Below are 20,776 nucleotides of genomic sequence, written 5' to 3' on the forward strand. Positions count from 1 at the left end.
GCTGGCGGGTGCCGAGTTGGTGATCGCCAAACCCGAAGGCCACCGAGATGCGGCCTATCTGGCGGAAAAAATCCAATCGGACGCGATCACGGTCTGCCATTTCGTGCCTTCGATGTTGCGCCACTTCCTGTCGGATCCTGGCGCTTCGGCCTGTGGGAGCCTGCGGTACCTGTTCACAAGTGGCGAAGCGCTGCCCTACGACAGCGTGGAAAAGGTCGCACAAAAGCTGCCCGTCACCGAGCTCCACAACCTCTACGGCCCGACCGAAGCCGCCGTCGATGTCACGGCCTGGTCCTGTGTGTTGCGCGCGGATAAAAAGGTTCCCATCGGGCGTCCGATTGCCAACACCCAGATTTACATCCTGGACGACGACATGAACCCGGTTCGGCCAGGGGTCGAAGGCGAGCTTTTCATCGGCGGCGTCGGCTTGGCTGAAGGCTATCTGAACCGGCCGAAACTCACGGCGGAAAAGTTCATCGAGCACCCCTTCCAGGCCCACGCCAAGCTGTATCGAACCGGAGACCGAGCCCGCGTGCTGCCCGACGGCGAGATCGAGTTTCTGGGACGAGTCGATTTCCAGGTCAAGCTGCGCGGGTTACGCATCGAACTGGGCGAAATCGAGGCGGCGCTGAGAACGCATCCGGCGATCGAGGACGCCGTGGTCATGGTTCACGATCAGGACAGCGACGATCCCAAGCTGGTCGCCTATGTGACCGGATCCGGCTCGCTTCCGGATCTGAGCGCGGTTCGACGCTTCCTGAAAACCTCGCTGCCGGAGTACATGCTGCCCAATCGGGTGGTGCCCCTGGACGCGATGCCCATGACCGCGCACGGCAAGCAGGACAGGAAGGCCCTGACGAGGTCGGTGCCGCGCAAGGTCCGGATCACGGACCCGACGATCGCCGTTCCCGAGCGAGTGGAGGCGGCCAAGCCCGTGAAGCATGACCAGGTCCTGGACGTGGTGACCGGATATTTCCTTCAGGCTTTGAAGTTGGATTCGCTGAATCCCCAAGCCGATTTATTCGATCTCGGCGCGACATCGCTGACGATGGTCGGTGTGGTCGAGAAGGTTCGGGAAGCCTATGGCGTGGCAATCCCGGTGGAAGTCTTCTTGGACGATCCAACGGTTCAGGCCATTGTGGACTACGTGAATCGGGATCGCGACAGCAGGAAGGCCGAGGCGCTGCCAAAAGCCCAGCCGATTCAGATGGACCGAACGATTCCGCTGCAGGCCGCCGCATTTAAACCCGTGGCATATCTGGAACACACGCCTGCCACGGCCTTCACCGATGCCGTTGTTTCCTTTGAAGCCATGAGCCGTTTGCTTTCGTTGCTTCGGTGCATCGACCTGGACGGTCGCGAGAAGTACCTCTACCCTTCCGCCGGAGGCAAAAACGCCGTACAAGCCTACGTCTACATCAAAGCTGGTCGGGTCGAGGGTTTTGAAGCGGGCATCTACTATTACCATCCCGAAGAACACGGTCTTTACGCCGTGCAAACCGGTGTCGCGCTGGAAACCTCCATCGTTTTGGAACGGGACCGCGATGTGTTTGAGCAGGCCGGATTCGCGCTGTTCCTCATCGCCCAAATGGAGGCCATCGAGCCCACCTATCAGGCGTCCAGCCGTCCGCTGGTGGTTTTGGACGCCGGTTACATCGGCCAAATGCTGCTGAGTCGGCAACGGGATGTCTCGCTGGGATTGGCCCCGCTGACCGGGGTCAGGTTCGACCCGACCTACTTCCATCTGGACCAAAGTCACCGTTTCATTCGCTGCATCCTCGGTGGCGTCGCCGATCGGACCAACGATGCCTCGAGCGATCGTGCCACCGCCGATCTTTCCGGGATTCAGAGTCCCTTCGCCTCGTTTTTGAATCCCAGCAGTGATTACCCGATCAGCATGGAAGGCTTCCAACCCGCTCAGGATACGAAGGTTCATCTACGGCGCATGCCCCCAAATGCGGCGATGATCAAACTGGACGTACACGAGGTTCGGAAAAGCGATTACCAGTTGCGCTCTTGTCGGCGCGCCTACGAACCCGCGGCGATTTCCATGGCCCAGTTCGGCAGGTTTTTGGGCCTCTTGAAACCCGTGGTCATCGAGGGCCGTTCGGTTCGCCTGCATGCCGAGGTGGGCGACGCGGACTATCTCCAAGCCTATGTTTACGTCAAAGAAGGCGGGGTCGAGGACCTTGCGGAAGGCGTGTATCGGTACGACGCACAAAACCATGCGCTGCACTGGTGTTCGTCCGTTTCTCCAGATCACATCAAGTCGTCCTACACGCCGTTCAACCGCAAGCATTACCAGGAGGCGGCGTTTTGTCTGTACCTCGTCGCCGACCTGGATGCGCTGAGATTCGGCGAAGAGAACCACTATGTCGGCTTATTGGACGCGGGTCACATCGGCCAATTGCTGATGGAGAAAAAAGCCGAATTCGAGATCGGCCTTTGCCCCATCGGCGGCGTGCGCTTCGAAAAAATACGGGCCGCTTTTCAACTGCAAGACGGCCAAACGCTGCTCCACAGCTTTACCGGCGGTCGCACGGTCGAGCAGATCCCCGCGAATCATGATTTCCTCGAACGCGACCGCGACGAGGTTCGCGCAACACCGCAACGCCCGGTCGAGCAACTGGCCATCGTCGGCCTCAGCGGGCGATATCCCGACGCGGAGAACGTGGAGCGCTTTTGGAACAATTTGAAACAGGGTAAATCAAGCACCGGCGATTGTCCGGACCGTCCCGTCGCACTCGAGGGTCTGCGCGGTTGTTTTCTGAAGGATATCGATCGATTCGATTCGCTGCTGTTCTCGATTTCACCCGTTGAGGCACGATCGATGGACCCACAGGAACGACTGTTCCTGGAGGCCGCCTGGGAGTGCCTGGAAAACGCGGGTTACACGAGTGCCGCGCTGAACCGCCGCGCCCCCAGAGTCGGCGTCTTCATTGGGGCCATGTGGCACGACTACCAAAACCAGGGCACCGACGCCTGGTCGCAAACGCGGATTCCCGAGGCGACCTCGTCCCATGCCTCGATCGCCAATCGCGTCTCGTACAGTTTCGATTTCAAGGGACCCAGTGTGGCGGTCGACACGTCCTGTTCATCTGCCTTGACAGCGGTCCATGCAGCTTGCGAGGCGATCCAACGCGGCGACTGCGATGCCGCCTTGGTGGGCGGTGTCAATGTCATCAGTCATCCCTACCACCAAGCCCTGCTGACCCACCTGGACCTGTTGTCGGAAGACCAACGATCCGCACCCCTGAGCGCCGAGGCCAACGGCTGGGTGGTCGGTGAAGGTGTCGGCGCGATCCTGATCAAACCCAAGTCGCAAGCTCAAAGTGACGGGGATACGATTCACGCCCTGATCAAGGCGACGGCCATCAGTCACAGCGGAAAAACCGTGCGCTATGGTGCGCCGAGTGCCGCGGCACAACAAGCTTCCATTCGGGCCGCACTCAACAAGGCGTCACTTTCCCCCGAGGCCATCGGTTATGTAGAGGCCGCCGCGCCTGGAGCCAGTATCGCCGATGCTGCCGAGATGACCGCCTTGAACGCGGTCTTCGGTCATATGCACCATCTGCCGGTCGGCACGGTGAAAGCCAACATCGGCCATCTGGAATCGGCTTCGGCGATGTCCCAGTTGGCCAAAGTCGTAATGCAGTTCAAACACGGCTCGTTGGCGCCCAGCCTCAACTTCAAGCCCGTCAACCCCTTGCTGGGCCTGGAAGACTCCGGTCTCGAAATCGTCGGCGAACTCCAGCCCTGGGCAACCCCGCGATTGGCGTTGATTAATGCCTTCGGGGCGACCGGTTCGGGCGGCCACATCATTTTGGAAAGCGCCCCCGCCGCGCAGCTACCGGAGACCCGCAAACCCACCTTGATCCTGTTGTCGGCGGCTTCCCAAGCACAACTCGAACAATCCGTCGCCAGATTGAGCGACTTTATAACCCAACCGTCACCGCCGCGCTTGTGCGACATCGGCCACACTCTGCGCGTCGGCCGCGTCGCCATGACGCACCGGCTGGCTTTGATCGCCGACACCCACGAAGCGCTGAAAGACAAACTGGACGCGTTTCTTGCCCGCACGGATCCGGGCGACCTGGGCGGCGACAGCCATCTGGCATCGCTGGCGCGAACCTGGGTTTCCGGGGGCACTTGCGATTGGGACGCACTCGACGACGGGAACATGCGCCGCGTGCCGTTGCCCACCTATCCCTTTGCGGACGCACGCCACTGGGTTCCCTCGCCCCATGCCGCACCGAGCACCGATACGACTGCGCCACAGGAGGATCCCCGAGCGCTGGACCAGATTGAGAAAGTGGAAGCAGCCTTAAAGGCGATGTTCGCCGAGGTTTCCGGGATCGCTTCCTCGCAAATCGACACCAAAGCGCCGCTGGAACAATACGGCATCAATTCCTTGATGATCAAACGGCTGAACCAACGTCTGGCCCAGGACTTTGGCGACCTGCCGAAAACCCTGTTTTTCGAGCACACCAATCTGGTCGATCTGGCCGGATATTTCCTGACGAACTACCGCGACACCTTACCGAAACAATGGGGCATCGCAACCCCAACCGCAATCCCGGCAGTAACTGCACCCCGCCGGATCGAACCGGTTTTTGCGCGAGGTGGGCGGAAAGAAATCGCCATCATCGGCATGAGCGGCAGGTATCCGCAGGCGCCGAATCTCGACGTCTTTTGGGAGAACCTGAAAAACGGGGTGGACGGCATCACCGAAATCCCACCAGACCGCTGGGATTATGCGACTTACTACCATCCCGAGAAGCAGACGCCAGGAAAGGCATACAGCAAATGGGGTGGATTCATCGAGGGTGTGGATCAATTCGATCCGCTGTTTTTCCGCATGTCGCCGCGCGAGGCGGCCTTGACCGACCCACAGGAACGACTCTTCCTGGAAACCGTTTGGCACACCTTCGAAGACGCGGGCTACACGCGGGCCGCCCTGAAACGTGCCTTGGATGGGATGGTCGGCGTGTTCGTGGGCGTCATGTACGGCGAGTACCAATTATTCGGCGGCATCCACCCCGACGAAGGCATCGACATGCCGCCGGGCACCGCCTACGGCTCCATTGCGAATCGGGTTTCCTACTTCTTCGATTTCAACGGCCCCAGCATGGCGGTGGACACGATGTGCTCCTCCTCGCTCACTGCGCTGCACCTCGCCTGCGAGAGCCTGCGTCGCGGTGAATGCCGGGCCGCGATTGCCGGAGGGGTCAACCTCAGCATTCACCCCAAGAAGTACATCCAACATGCCCAGTTGACCATGGCCTCCAGCGACGGGCGCTGCAGGAGTTTCGGCGATGGCGGCGACGGTTTCGTACCGGGCGAAGGCGTCGGGGCGGTCCTGCTGAAACCCTTGGACCGAGCGATCGAAGACGGCGACCGAATCTACGGGCTGATCAAGGGCATCGCCGTCAACCACGACGGCAAGACCAACGGCTATACCGTCCCCAACCCCGATCGGCAGGCCGCGCTGATCCGCAACGCCCTGAAGCAAGCCGGAGTAGAACCCCAGACCATTTCCTACCTCGAAGCGCACGGCACGGGTACCTCGCTGGGCGACCCCATTGAAATTCGCGGGCTGAGTAACGCCTTCGGCCCCTTACAACGCCAGTCCTGCCCGATCGGCTCGGTCAAGTCCAACATCGGGCATTTGGAAGCCGCGGCCGGCGTCGCCGCCTTGACCAAAGTGCTTTTGCAATTCAAGCATCGGCGGCTGGTCCCCTCGCTCCATGGGTCGGTATTGAATCGGAACATCGATTTTGAAAAAAGTCCGTTCTATGTCCAGCAGGAATGCCAGGAATGGAAGCGGCCGAACCTCGAGGGCGCGGGCGAGCAACCGCGCAGAGCCGGGATCTCTTCATTCGGCGCAGGCGGCGCCAACGCGCACGTCGTCATCGAGGAATATGTCCAGTCGGCACCTGCCACCGAAGTGGATGGTGAACCTCGAATCATCGTGCTTTCGGCACGAACGGAAGAGCAGCTCCACCAAGTCGTCACCCAACTTCAAGAGCACTTGGCCGTGGCCTCCGCCACTCTCTCGGAAGTTGCCTATACGCTTCAAGTGGGCCGCGAAGCCATGGAAGAACGGCTGGGCTTTCTGGCGTCCTCGCTGGAGGAACTGGACCAGAAACTGACCGCCTTTCGAAACCGCGATTCCCAAGTCCATGGTTTGGTTCGCAGCCAGGTGAAGCTCCCGGATTTCCGCTTGGAAACCACCGACATCGACGAAGATTTGCACCGGGCCATGCAATCCTGGCTTGCGAAAGGCAAACACGGCAAGTTGCTGGACCTTTGGATGAAGGGCTTCGTCATCGACTGGAGCGAATTCTACCGGGAGAACCGACCACGACGTATCGGCCTGCCCGGGTATCCCTTTGCCCGCGAGCGTCATTGGGCACCCGAGGTCCAAAGGCCGCGCGAACACCGCAACTCGCTTCACCCGCTGGTTCACCAAAATACGTCGAACCTTTCTGTTCAGAAATTCAGCTCCAGCTTCACCGGCGACGAGTTCTTCCTGGCCGATCACGTGGTCCACGATCAAGCGGTGCTGTCCGGCGCGGCAACGCTGGAGATGGCGACCACGGCCGTACGGGAAGCGGTCGCCGAGCTCTACGACGACCCGTTCGACATTCGGCTCGAAAACGTGGTTTGGAGTCGGCCGATCGTCAAGACGGATCGTGCACTCGATGTGCACATTCGGCTGGAACCCATCGACGATGATCGCGTGGATTACGAGATTTACACGCAGGCCGAACACGGCGAAGCCATCGTTCACACCCAGGGCCGCGCCGCACTCCACCCCAAACGACCGGGCCCCAGCCATGACGTGTCGGCCTTGCAGGCCCAGTGCGATCGGGGAAGCGTTTCGGCCGAAGAGTGCTACCGGGCATTCCGGACCAACGGGTTGCAATACGGCCCCGGCCATCGCGGCATCGAGACCGTCTACCTGGGCGAGGCACAGGTACTGAGCAAGTGTTCCCTGCCCGTTTCCATTCGCGATTCGCGCACCTGCTACGCGTTGCATCCCACGATGCTGGACGCGGCGCTGCAGGCCGCCATGCAGTTGAAACCAGACGATCCGGTGCGAACAGCCGCGCTGCCGTTTGCACTGGACGAACTGGACATCTACGGTCCTTGCGAACCCGAGATGTGGGCCCTGATCCGACCTCGTGAATCAGCGTCGACCTCGTCCGCAATGAACAAAATCGACATCGATCTGTGCGATCCCAACGGGGCGGTCCGCGTGCGCCTACGCGGTCTGTCTAGCAGGGTGCCCGTCGCGCATCGGCGCCAGCCATCGGCGGAACCCCACCGGCTGTTGCTGACCCCCGTTTGGGAGGTCGCCCGCCCGGAAAAACAAGAACCCGTTGCAGACGAGCACGTTGTGATCTTTGGCGGCAGCTCGGCCAATCATCGGGAGCTGCGAAAAGCTTATCCCAAGGCGCGGATCATCGCAGCCGATTCAACTGCGTCGATCGCTGCCTTGACGCGCCTTTTGGACGGCCCCGTCGATCACATTGTTTGGATTGCCCCCGCCTTCTCTGGCGAGGACCATGTGATCGAGGAACAAACCCGGGGCGTCCTGCTTTGCTTCAGAACCATCAAAGCGCTGTTGGATCTGGGTCACGCCACCCAAAATCTGACCTGGACCCTGATCACGACGCAGACGCTGACCATCCATGGCCAGGCTGCCAAGAGCCCGGCCCACGCGAGCCTGCACGGACTGATCGGTTCCATGGCCAAGGAATATGCACACTGGACCGTGCGACTCTTCGACCTGGAGGCCGATGCGCCCTGGCCGATGGAGGATTTGCGCACCATGGGCCCCGAACCCGGAACCCATATCTGGGCCCGCCGCAAGGGTGCCTGGTTCCAGCAAGCGCTTCGCCCCTACCGGTCCGAACCACGGCAGGAGAGCGCTTATGTCGAGGGCGGCGTTTACGTCGTCATCGGCGGCGCAGGCGGCATCGGCCAGGCATGGAGCGAATACATGATTCGCCACTACAGGGCCAACATCATCTGGATCGGCCGTCGCCCCTTGGACGCGACCATTCAAGCCGCACTCGATCGATTGGCGGCCTTGGGCCCGGCACCCGACTACATCGCCGCGGACGCCTCGCAACTTCAATCCTTGGCCGAGGCCTACGATCGCATCAAGGCCCAACACACCCGGATCCACGGACTGGTGCATTCCGCGATTCACTTGTCGGATCAAAGCATTGCCAACATGGACGAACCCCAATTGCGCGATTGCCTGGCCGCCAAAGTGGATGTGAGCGTGCGCATGGCGCAGGTCTTCCAGCGCGAGCCGCTGGATTTCTGCTTGTTCTTTTCCTCCACCCAATCCTTTACCCAAGCGCCGGGACAGAGCAACTATGCGGCGGGCTGCACTTTTGCGGACGCCTTCGCCGCCCATCTCGCCGCACGTTGGCCTTGCCGGGTCATGCACTGGGGTTATTGGGGCGGGGTCGGCGCGGTCGCCTCCGAAGACTATCGGAAGCGCATGGAAAAGGTCGGCACGGCATCCATCGAATCGGTCGAGGCTATGGATGCGCTGGAAACGCTCATGGCCGCGCCCGTCGGGCGGATGGTGTTCATGAAAACCAAGGGCCGCCCGCAGTCGGGACAGGTGCTCAAACAAGACCAGGTGATTTCGGCCTACCCGGAAAAGCGGCCTTCCACGAGCCTGCAAAAACATCTCCCCGCTTTCCCGTCACATCCCATGCTCCACGAGGCAAAACAAACCAGAGACGCCATGGACCGGCAGTTGAGCCTGATGACGATGGCCAAACTGCAAGAGGTCGGGCTGTCGGCGGAACACAAGGCCGAACTGCCCGCGACGTTGCGGCGCTGGCTTGAAGAGACCTACCGCATTTTGGCGGAATACCACTTCATCGCCATGGACGAAACAGGCGAGATCACGGTCGAGATCCCGCCCGAAACCCAGCAAGCGGCCTGGGAAGCATGGCATCGACAAAAAGCGTCGTGGCTGCAGGACGAACGCATGCGCGCCCAAGTGCACTTGGTCGATACGGCATTGCAGGCCTTGCCCGATATGTTGACCGGCAAACGAACCGCAATCGATGTTCTGTTTCCCGACGGCTCGATGGATCTGGTTCAAGACATCTACAAACACAACCCGGTGGCCGACACCTTCAACGAGATCATTGCCGACACGGTCCTGGCCGCCGTCCAACAGCAGTTGCAGCAACAGCCCTCCACGCCCGTGCGCATCCTCGAGATCGGCGCAGGAACCGGCGGAACCAGCGCGGCAGTGTTGGCGAAATTGAAGGCCGTGCAACACCATATCGAGGAATACACTTACACGGATATTTCCCGAGCCTTTTTAATCCATGCGGAAAAAACCTATTGCCCGGACTATCCCTTCGTCACAACGCGCTTGTTGAACATCGAGGACCTGATCGAAGAAGGCCGGGAACCGGGATACGACCTGGTCATCGCCGCCAATGTCTTACACGCAACCCGCGACATGCGCCGGACGATGGCATCCGTCAAAGCCTACTTGCGCAGCAACGGTTTGGTGGTTCTCAATGAAATCAGTTGCCACTCGGTACTCGCCCACCTGACCTTCGGCCTTTTGGACGGCTGGTGGTTGTACGAAGATCCCGAACTACGGATTCCCGGCTGTCCGGGATTGACACCGGAAGGCTGGCGGACCGTGCTGGAAGGCGAGGGCTTCCGATCCGTGTTTTTCCCGGCGAAGGCCGCTCACGAGGGCGGCCACCAAATCGTGGTCGCCGAGAGCGACGGCGTCGTCCGCTTGAAAACCAGACCCCAAGCGAGTGTGTCGGAACGGACCGAGGTGGAGCCCAAGCCGGCCGAAAATCCCGCAAAACCGGTAGTATCGGCAAACGTCGCGACACCTGTACACATCGCAACCCCGGAACAGGTCGCGGCGCCGGCGCCAGGGCTGAGTGACGCCCGCATTCGCAGCATGGCACAAACCGCCTTCAAGGCATTGGTCGGCAAAGCACTCAACCTCTCGCCGCACAAGTTGAACGCCGCCGAGCCGTTGGAAAAGTACGGCATGGACTCCATCCTGATCATTCAGGTGACCAATGCGCTCAACCAAATCTTCGACGACGTCAGCAGCACCTTGCTTTTTGAGATCGAGACGATTGAAAAGCTGGTCGACCATTTTCTCAAAACCCAAAAGCCGGCGTTGCTGCAACTGATCGGAAGCGAAACGAAAGAAACCGAAACACCGGTCGCATTAAAACCCCTGGCGAACGCAGCCGAGACGCCCACCGCATTAAAACCGCTGAACCGGAAAAGCAGGCGGTTCATCACGCCTAGCGAGGCGCCCGCCGCCAAGCACGAGCGGGCGCAGGTCCCATCGAGCGACATCGCGATCGTCGGCCTGGCGGGCCGGTATCCTCAAGCCGCCGACATGGCCGAATTCTGGGAAAACCTAAAGACCGGAAAGAACTGCATTACCGAAATCCCGGCCGACCGCTGGGCCTGGCGGGACTATTTCGACCGGGAGAAGGGCGTCATCGGCAGGAGCTACTCGAAGTGGGGCGGGTTCCTGGACGACGTGGACCGCTTCGATCCCCTGTTTTTCCGCATCGCCCCGCGCGATGCACGACAGATGGACCCTCAAGGTCGCTTGTTCCTGGAGACGGCCTACGCCTGTTTGGAAGATGCCGGTTACACCCCCGCCAACCTCTGTGCGAGCCGAAAAATCGGCGTGTTCGTGGGCGTGATGAACAGCAGCTACGCCGCCATGCCTCACTATTGGTCGATCGCCAATCGCGTGTCGTTCACCTTCAATTTCCAGGGACCCAGTCTGGCGGTGGATACCGCCTGTTCCTCTTCATTGACCGCCATCCATTTGGCGATGGAAAGTATCAAAAACGGAACCAGCGATTGCGCCCTTGCGGGCGGCGTCAACCTGATCCTGGATCCTGCCCACTACGTGGGGCTGACCAATGCGGGCATGCTCTCCGCCGACGACCGCTGCAAGTCTTTCGGCGCGCAGGCCGACGGCTTCGTCGCGGGCGAAGGGGTCGGCGCGGTGCTTTTGAAACCCCTGGATCGTGCCATCCGCGCCGGGGACCATATTTACGGCGTGATCAAAGGCAGCATGGTCAACGCGGCGGGCCGGACCCGAGGGTTCACGGTCCCAAATCCCGCAGCGCAAAAGACATTGATCCAAGACGCCTTGCAACGGGCCGGAATCGATGCACGCTCCGTGAGCTATTTGGAGGCGCACGGCACGGGAACGGTCTTGGGCGACCCCATCGAAATCGCCGGGCTGACCCGCGCTTTCGAACAAACGACCAGCGACACGCAATTCTGCGCCATCGGGTCGGTCAAATCCAATATCGGCCACGGCGAGAGTGCGGCGGGCATCGCAGGCCTCACCAAGGTCCTGCTCCAATTCAAACACGGCCAATTGGCACCGTCGCTTCACGCCGAAGCGCTCAATCCCAACATTCATTTCGAGAAGACGCCGTTTGTGGTGCAGCGAACACTCCAGGATTGGCAACCCATCGAGGGTCGGCCACGGATCGCCGGAATATCTTCATTCGGCGCAGGCGGCGCGAATGCGCACATATTAATAGAAGAGCACATCCCGACCGCCAAGACCGATCAGCCCGAGGCAACCTGTCTCATTCCGCTCTCGGCCCAAAAACCGGATCGGTTGAAGGCTCGCGCGGAAAACCTGCTGGCCTTCATCGGGGCGAACCAACCCTCGCTCCCCGACCTGGCCTACACCCTTCAGGTCGGTCGCGAAGCGATGGCGGAACGGTTGGGCTTCGTGGCGGATTCGATCGCCGACCTCGAGCACAAGCTAGCGAGCTTCGTGGCGGAGGACGACGGCGCGGACGGCGTCTATCGCGGCTATGTCGATCCACATAAAGAAGCGGCGGCCCTGGATGAGGATCTGCAAACCACGATCCGCACTTGGATGGAAAAAGGCCATTACGGCAAGTGTTTGGACCTTTGGGTCAAGGGCGTGGCCATCGATTGGCCGGGGCTCTACACGGAGACGCCGCGCCGCATCAGCCTGCCCACCTATCCCTTCGCCAGGGAGCGGTATTGGCGCCAGGAAAGCGAAGCACCCAATACCGGGCAGCGTCACTCGCGACAGGAACGCGCTGCAACGAACATCCAGCCGGAACCGCAAGCGTTCCTGCCGTCGATGAGTTATCTGCCGCGATGGACCCCGCAACCCGCGCCGACCGCAGCGCAAAACGAACCGCAAACCGTTTGGGTCGTTGCCGCCGCACCCTGCTACGGATTCGACCAAACCATTCGCGATTTCCACGGCGACGCCGAGGTTCTCCAAATAACCTTTGGCGATGAGACCCGCCAGGTTTCCGATCGCGAATGGATCTGGAACCTGGATGATCGCGAGGATTTCGCTGCCCTCCCCTCGCCCGATCGACTCTACTTCATCACGAGCGAAGAGACGCGTCCTTGGGATGTGGCCGTTCTCCGCGAATACCAGCAGAAGAACGAAATCCAGCTCCTGCGTTTCATCAAAGCGCTTCAACAAAAGACAGCCGCTGACGGCTTCGTGGACTGTTACTTCCTGACCTTCGACAATTTCGCCGAGTCCTCCGCCAACCCCTGGGGCGCCGGCGTCAAAGGCCTGGCCGCCTCGATCGCACAGGGCGATCATCGCTTCGCGGTCCGCAACCTGGACATCTCGCGCGACGATCTCTCGGATCCGCAACAGCGGCGAAAGCTGATGCACCGGATTTCCCAGGAGCCGGGTTCCGATCGCGGCGAGGCCATCCGGTTGGTTGGCGACGTGCGCTATGGTCAAACCTTCGCGACCTTCGATTGGCGCGCCTTCGAAAACCAGACCGGACTCAAAACCGGCGGCGTCTATGTGATTCTCGGCGGCAGTGGAACCTTGGGACAAGCGATCACCCGCCGCCTCATCGAGACCTATCAAGCCCAAGTCGTATGGATCGGTCGCAGCGCGGCAACGGACCCGACACTCGAGGAAAAACGGGCCGCCTTCCCCGGCGTCCTCTACCTCCAGGCCGACGTGACCGACTGGGCGTCGATGTCGCGAGCCGTCGCCGTGCTGAAATCCAAACACGCGTCCATCAACGGTGCCGTCTTCGCCGGGGTCGTCGTCTCGGAGCTGGAGAACTCGGTTGCGGAGACCTCGGAATCCGCGTTCCGGGAAACCCTCGAGGTCAAATCGATCGGGAGCCTCAACTTCTACCGCGCTTTTGAGGCCGAGCCCTTGGACTTCATGTGTTTTTTCTCCTCGATCCAATCCTTTTCATTCCTATCCTCGCGCGACAGTTCCGGATACGCGGCGGGGATTACCTTTGCGGACGCCTTCGTCGATGCCATCGCGCCCACCGCCCCCTTCCCGGTCGGCAGCATCAATTGGGGTTATTGGAACGCGTCGCTGACCAGCAAGCACTTCGGTTTGATTTCCGAACAAGAGGGCTTCCAGTTTTTTGAACGATTCACCCGGCTCCTTCAGGACCGCAGCTTGAGCCGCATGCTGTGCATGAAAGTCGCTCCGTCGGCCAAAGCGGTGATGAACCTGCGCGATGAGGTCGCCACGCTCGGGATCTCCCGACTCCACGCACTCTGGACGCCGGACGATGAGGCCGTGCCGCCGCCGAAACATTTGGATTCCAGACGCAGCGACTGGGAAGCGCTGAACGAGCAACTGCTGCGGTTGCTGTTCGTTCAGGTGCAAAAAATGGGATTGCTTCCCGAGCCCGGTACCTGGGCGCCTTGGCGGGAGTTGGCGGGCGAAGCGGGGATCGTGAACACGTACCGGCGTTGGTTCGAGGAATGCGTGTCGCTGCTGGAAGACGGCGGCTACCTGAAACGCAAGGGCGAGCGCTTGCAGGTGATCGCAGAGATCGACCCGCACGAGGGCGACCGAATCTGGGCAGACTGGGCCGCACAAAAAGCGGCTTATTTGCAGGATCGCGACTTGGGCCCCGGAATTGCCCTGGTTGACGAATGTTTGCAGCGGCTCCCCGAAATCCTCAAAGGTCAGGTTCAAGCGACGAGCATTTTGTTCCCCGATGCCTCCACGAAAAAAGTGGAAAAGATGTACCAGCGGAACGCCATTTCCGATTATTTCAACGGCCTCGTCGTCCACTTCGTGAAAGCCTATATTCAACAACGGATCGAAGAGGATCCCAAGGCCCGGATTCGGATCATCGAAATCGGTGCCGGCACCGGCGGCACGACCAGCATGGTCTTGCCGGAACTCGATTCCAGCCATATCGCGGAATATTGTTTTACCGACCTGTCCAACGCCTTTTTGTTTGCGGCTCGGGACAGGTACGACGCCCCTTTCATGACCTACCAATTGTGGGACATCGAAAAACATGGACGCGACCAGAAGATCAAGCGCGGTGCCTACGACATCGCCATCGCCGCCAACGTGTTGCACGCCACGAAGAATATTCGGGAAACGCTGCGCCATGCCGTGGATGCCTTGAACTCGGACGGCATCCTGGTTCTGTATGAAGTCACGCGCAAAGTGGCGTTGCTGTCCCTGACGTTCGGGTTGCTGGACGGTTGGTGGCGCTATGAAGACGAGGCGCTGAGGATTCCCGGATCGCCGCTGTTGGACTCCGAGGCCTGGTGCAAGGTGTTGCAAGAAGAGGGCTTTGCCAAGGTCCTGTTACCCGTCGAAGCCGCCGAGAGCCTGGGCCAACGCGTGATCGTCGCAGAACGCGGCGGCCTCGTCTTGAACGAAAGGCAACCCGACGAGATGACGTCGCAGCAACCAACACAGACCGCATCCGTCGCGGGGTCCGCGGGCGATGGACAGGATTCGGTGGAGGCGGTGATCACCCGCAGTCTGGCCGAGGCCGCCCAGGTTTCGCAGTCGGCGATCCAAAGCCATATCCCGTTTTCGGACTACGGGCTGGATTCGATCTTGGGCACCGCCTTCATCAAGCTCATCAACCAGCGCTTAAACCTTCGTTTGAACAGTGCGATCATTTTCGACTACACCACCGTCGGGCGCTTGTCCCAATACGTCGAGCACACGTTCAAGGACCGGGTCCGGATTACCGCGCCCGAAACGCCGAGACGTCCGATTGAAACGGGTTCCACCCCAAACATTCAAGCTCCGTCCTCCTCCGCGTCCTCGATTGCGGTGATCGGTCTGTCTGTCCAGTGTCCCAAGGCCCACGATGCATCGAGCTTTTGGCACAACTTGATTCAGGGCCAGGACGGGATCGGAGCGCTGCCCGACCATTATGTGGACCCGGAAAGTGCCGCGTATCGTTGGGGCGGCATCTTGGCGGATCGCGATTGTTTCGATCCGCTGTTTTTCAACATTTCTCCCTGGGAAGCGGAATCGATGAACCCGCACCAGCGCTTGATCCTCCAGGAAAGCTGGAAAGCCCTGGAGGACGCCGGGCTCAATCCCAAAAACCTGGAGGAGGCACAGGTCGGTCTGTATATCGGTGCCGAACCGACCGGATACGTGCATGAATCCTTTACCGGCGCATCCGAAGCGATCGTCGCCTCGCGCCTGTCCTACTACCTCAACTTGAGAGGGCCGGCCATGGTGCTGAACACGGGCTGTTCCTCTTCCGGCACGGCCATCCATCTGGCCTGCGAAAGCCTGCGCCACGGAGAAACGGATCTGGCGATCGCCGGTGGGGTTTATGCCGCCATGGGTCAGGACGGTTTCAATGTACTGTCCGGCGTGGAAATCCTCTCGCCCGACGGGAAATGCCACACCTTCGACGCATCCGCCAACGGCACGGTTTTATCGGAGGGTGTGGGCATCCTGGTCTTGAAGCGACTGGACAAGGCGATGGCCGCCGGCGATCCGATCTACGGCGTGATCGAGGCTTCCGGCGTGAATCAGGACGGCGCCAGCAACGGCATCACCTCCCCGAGCGGTGTCGCCCAAGAGGCGTTGATCACCGACGTCTACCAGCGCTTCGGCATCAATCCCGAGCAGATCTCCTATGTGGAAGCGCACGGTACCGCCACCAAATTGGGCGATCCCGTGGAAGCCAACGCGCTGGTGCGCGCCTTCAAACGGTTTACCGATAAAAAACACTTCTGCGCCGTGGGCAGCGCCAAAGCGCATATCGGGCATACCTGTGCCGCTGCCGGCGCGATCGGGTTGATCAAGATCCTCTTGTCCATGAAGCACGGCAAACTCCCTGGTCTGCTTCATTTCAATCGGCTCAATCCCTTGATCGAATGGGACGATTCCCCGTTTTTCGCCAGTGGGCAAACCATGCCTTGGCCCGCTTCCGCCGATCATCCGCGCACCGCCGCCCTGAACTCCTTTGGGCACAGCGGCACCAACGTGCATCTGGTCGTGCGCGAACATGTCCCCGTGACAACCGATGCCACCTCGGACCTCGAAACCTACTTGATTCCACTCTCGGCCCGCAAGGCGGATCGGCTTCCGATCCTCGCCGAGAACCTGCGCCGCAACGCACCGTCCGCCGCCCATCTCGCGGAGATCGCGGTGACGCTCCAAACCGGACGCGAAGCCATGAAGGAACGCGTGGCGTTGCTGGTGCGGGACCGGGCCGATTTAAACCGGAAACTGGCCCAGTTCATCGCGGGCAAAACAGACCCCGCCTGGTGCCTGCAAGGACGCGCTGGCAAGGAAACCGGGCCGCCACCGCCGCTGCACGATCTTCGAAACGTCGCGGAACGATGGTGTCGCGGTGCCGAGATCGCATGGGATCGATTCTATGGTGGGGAAATCCCGCGTCGAATCCATCTGCCGGTCTACCCGTTCGTCAAAAACCGGTATTGGGCGGATATTCGTCCCCAAGTCGCCGAGCGCCCGCATCATCACGAGAACGTCTTGATGTACCGCCCGACCTGGATAGAGAAAGCGGTGCCCGCGACGGGCCGAATCGAGGCACGACACCTGGTCATGCCCTGCGAACTCGAACTTCCCCACATGGGCGAAGGCATCGCGATTCATCCCTTGCGCACTCGAGAAACGGATGTGGATCGACGCTTCGAGGACATTGCCCTGCAAGTCTTCGAACACATTCGAAACGTCCTGGCGCAAAAACCGCGGCAATCGCTCCTGATCCAAATCGTCATGCTTGGACAAGGCGAACGACAACTATTCCGCGGACTCTTGGGCCTCTTGAAAACCGCTCAATTGGAAAACCCGAAAGTCATGGGGCAACTGATTGAATTCGAACCGGGAGAGCAGGAACTCGTCCAAAAACTCAAGGCCGAAGCCTCGGCTGCGAACGAGGTTCACATCCGCTACCGCGACGGTGTCCGCCAGGTCTCGTCTCTGGAGGAAATCAGCTTCAATCCGGAGATGGGCGATCACCTCTACAAAGAGAAAGGCGTGTACCTAATTACCGGCGGTGCCGGTGGGCTTGGTTCGGTGTTCGCACGAGACATCGCCGCCCGCACCAAAGGCGCCGTGCTGATTCTGGTCGGTCGCTCTCCGATCGACGACCGGATTCGTGCCTTACTCCGGGAGCTCGAAAGCACGGGTGGCGGCGTTGCCCGATACCGCTCGGCCGACGTCGCTCGGCGTCAGGAGATATGCGACCTGGTTCGCGAGGTGCACACGGAATTCGGTGCGCTGAACGGTTTGATCCACAGCGCCGGACTGATTCGCGACAACTTCATTCTCAAAAAATCGGCGGTGGAATTCAAATCGGTCTTGGCCCCGAAAGTCTCGGGCATCGTTCATCTCGACACGGCGACCAAAGACCTGTCGCTCGACTTTTTCGTGTTCTTCTCTGCGGGCGCCGGCGTATTGGGCAATCCGGGTCAGGCGGATTACGCGACCGCCAACGCCTTCATGGACGGTTATGCGTCCTATCGAAACCAGCTTGTCGCCGAAGGTCGGCGATCGGGTCATACGCTGTCGATCGATTGGCCGCTTTGGAAAGAATCGGGCATCGACATCGCCATGGAGACCCAAAAGGCCATGAAGGACCAAATCGGCATGGTGGGCCTGGAGTCGCCCGCGGGCGTCTTGACGCTCCACCAAGGCTTGGCGGACCTGCAAGATCAGGTGATGGTGATCGCCGGAGATGTGGCCAAGCTTCGCCGCTTTCTCGGCCACTCCCCGCTCAAGCGACAGGTGTCGAACGCGGCGGTGCCGACCGAAACGTCGTCCGAACGGTTGATGGAAACCACCATGATGCGGCTCAAGGCGCTGTTCTCCAAAATCATTCGATTGGAACCGCACGAGCTTGACGCCGAAGAGGCCCTGGAGCAGTACGGCGTGGACTCGATCGTGATCAATCGGCTCAATGGGGAAATGGTCGCGTTCTTCCCAAACATGTCGAAAACGCTGTTTTTCGAGTACCAGACGTTGCGCACCGTGGTGGAACACCTGACCGAGGTCTTCCCGCAGGAATGCGTGCGTTGGGCAGGCGACGCGAGGCCTTCCGCAGCCGGCACGCCCGACGCCGGAAAGCCCGTGGCGGTGCCCCGCGAAACGACGCGTATCGCGGACGAGGCGCCCCCCCTCGAAAAGACGTTCGTTGCGGATGAAGCGGCGCCCGTCGACGCGACGGCGCAAGGCGAGCCGATCGCGATCATCGGTATGCGCGCTCGCTTCCCGCAAGCCGAGAACCTGGAACGATTTTGGGAGAACTTGAAAGCCGGAAGAGATTGCATCCACGAGGTTCCCGAGGATCGCTGGCGCACGGAAGGGTTCTATCATCCCGATCCCAGGCAGGCGATCGAACGGGGCATGAGCTATTGCAAATCCGGCGGGTTCCTGGAGGGCTTTGCGGACTTCGACGCGCTCTTCTTTGAAATCTCGCCACGGGAAGTCATGAGCATGGACCCCCAGGAACGGGTGTTCATCGAAGCCTGCTGGGATGTCTTCGAAGATGCGGGCTACCCACGGGCACGGCTGGCCGACCAACACGATAACCGCGTCGGCATCTTCGTGGGCATCAGCCAAACCGGGTTCGAACTCAACGCGGAAGCGTTATCCAGCCAGGGTAAACGGGTGATTCCCCACACCTCCTTCAGTTCGGCGGCCAACCGCATGTCCTACCTGCTGAATTTGCGAGGACCCAGCCTCGCGATCGACACGATGTGTTCGTCTTCGCTGACGGCCATCCATGAAGCGTGCGAACACCTGCATCGCGAATCCTGCGATATGGCGGTCGCAGGCGGCGTCAACCTATACCTCCACCCCTCGAAGTTCATCCCACGCTGCGCGATGGGCATGTTCTCGCCCAACTCGAAAAGCCAGGCCTTCGGAAAGGGTGCCGACGGTTTTGCGCCAGGCGAGGGTGTCGCCTGTTTGCTGCTGAAACCCTTGTCCAAAGCCGTCCGGGATGGGGATTCGATTTACGCCCTGATCCGCGGCAGTGCGCTCAATCACGGCGGCAAGACCAACGGTTACACGGTCCCCAACCCTCTGGCTCAAGCAGCGTTGATTCGGAGCGCATTGGATCGGGCGGGCGTGCATGCGCGCACGGTCAGCTATGTCGAAGCTCACGGCACCGGCACCGTACTCGGCGATCCCATTGAGGTCACCGGCCTTTCGCAGGCCTTTCAAAAAGATACCGCCGACACCGGGTTTTGTGCATTGGGTTCGGTCAAGTCCAATATCGGTCATTTGGAAGCCGCCGCGGGCATCGCCGGACTGGCCAAAATCGTCTGGCAGATGCGCCATCGCCAACTGGTGCCCAGCCTGCACGCCAAAGAATTGAACCCCAATATCGACTTCGCGCGCACCCCGTTCGTGGTCCAACAGGAAGTAACGGAATGGAAACGGCCCGTCGTCACCATCGATGGCGAAACGAAGGAATATCCCAGAATAGCCGGGGTTTCCTCGTTCGGGGCCGGCGGTGCCAACGCCCATCTGATCATCGAAGAGTACAGGGGTGGGGCGGAACCGGTGCGACAGGAACACGACACCCACGTGATCGTCTTGTCCGCCAAAACCGAGGATCGCCTGCGGGCCTACGCCGAAAAACTCCTGGCGTGCCTGTCGGAATCCGTCAATCTTTCCGATCTTACCTACACCCTGCAGACCGCCCGCAACGACATGAAAGAACGCCTGGGCCTGATCGTGAAATCCGTAGCGGAACTTTCCGACAAGCTGGGCGCCTTCCTCGCAAACCAAGCGACCGACACGTATCGTGGCCGGATGATGAAAAAGGAGCCGTTGGCCGCCTTGGCGAAATCCCTGCGCCGCGACCTCGATGAATGGTACCGGGAACGCGACTTGGCCAAACTGTTGGCGCATTGGATCAAGGGCGTCGCCATCGATTGGGACCGACTTTACGGCGCGGCCAAACCGCGCTTGATGCGTTTGCCCAGCTATCCGTTTACCCGTGAAACATACTGGTTCTCGCCGGTGGCGGCCGCGTCGGCGGGGAATCATAGCCTGCTTGGCTTGGTTCCCGAAAAAGCCTCAGATTCGCGCGAGCAGCGTTTCAGGGTACAGCTCACGGGTCGTGAATTTTTCTTGCGCGACCACGTGGTCAACGGCCGCAAGCTGCTGCCCGCCGTGGCATACCTGGAGCTAGCCCGCAAAGCGATGACGCAATCCGCCGAGGCCTCCGCTCACGTTCGCCTCGAGAACATCGTCTGGGCCCAGCCCTGTTTCGTCGACGACGATCCCATCGAACTCCATATCGGACTCGAGCCGGATTCGAGCCTCCCCGATCGGATTCGGTATCGCATCTTCGCAACCTCCGCCGAAGAGGAAAGCCTTTACAGCCAGGGATTTGCTATTTGGGCTGCCGACACGCAGGCAACAAGCGTTCCGGAGCTTGCCGCCCTGCAGGCGGAGATC

At 60.6% G+C, this 20,776-nt stretch carries 1 protein-coding gene (cut by both window edges); it reads left to right on the top strand.

The whole window is internal to a non-ribosomal peptide synthetase gene (locus J3U87_RS13240; RefSeq protein WP_237383521.1) on the top strand: the coding sequence, 46,164 nt in all, runs 20,546 nt past the left edge and 4,842 nt past the right edge, and what appears here is coding positions 20,547-41,322 (codon 6,849, partial, through codon 13,774, complete); the first codon wholly inside the window starts at nucleotide 2. The start codon and the stop codon both lie outside this window.

It is taken from the genome of Sulfidibacter corallicola, from assembly GCF_017498545.1.
Classification (GTDB): Bacteria; Acidobacteriota; Holophagae; order Acanthopleuribacterales; family Acanthopleuribacteraceae; genus Sulfidibacter; species Sulfidibacter corallicola.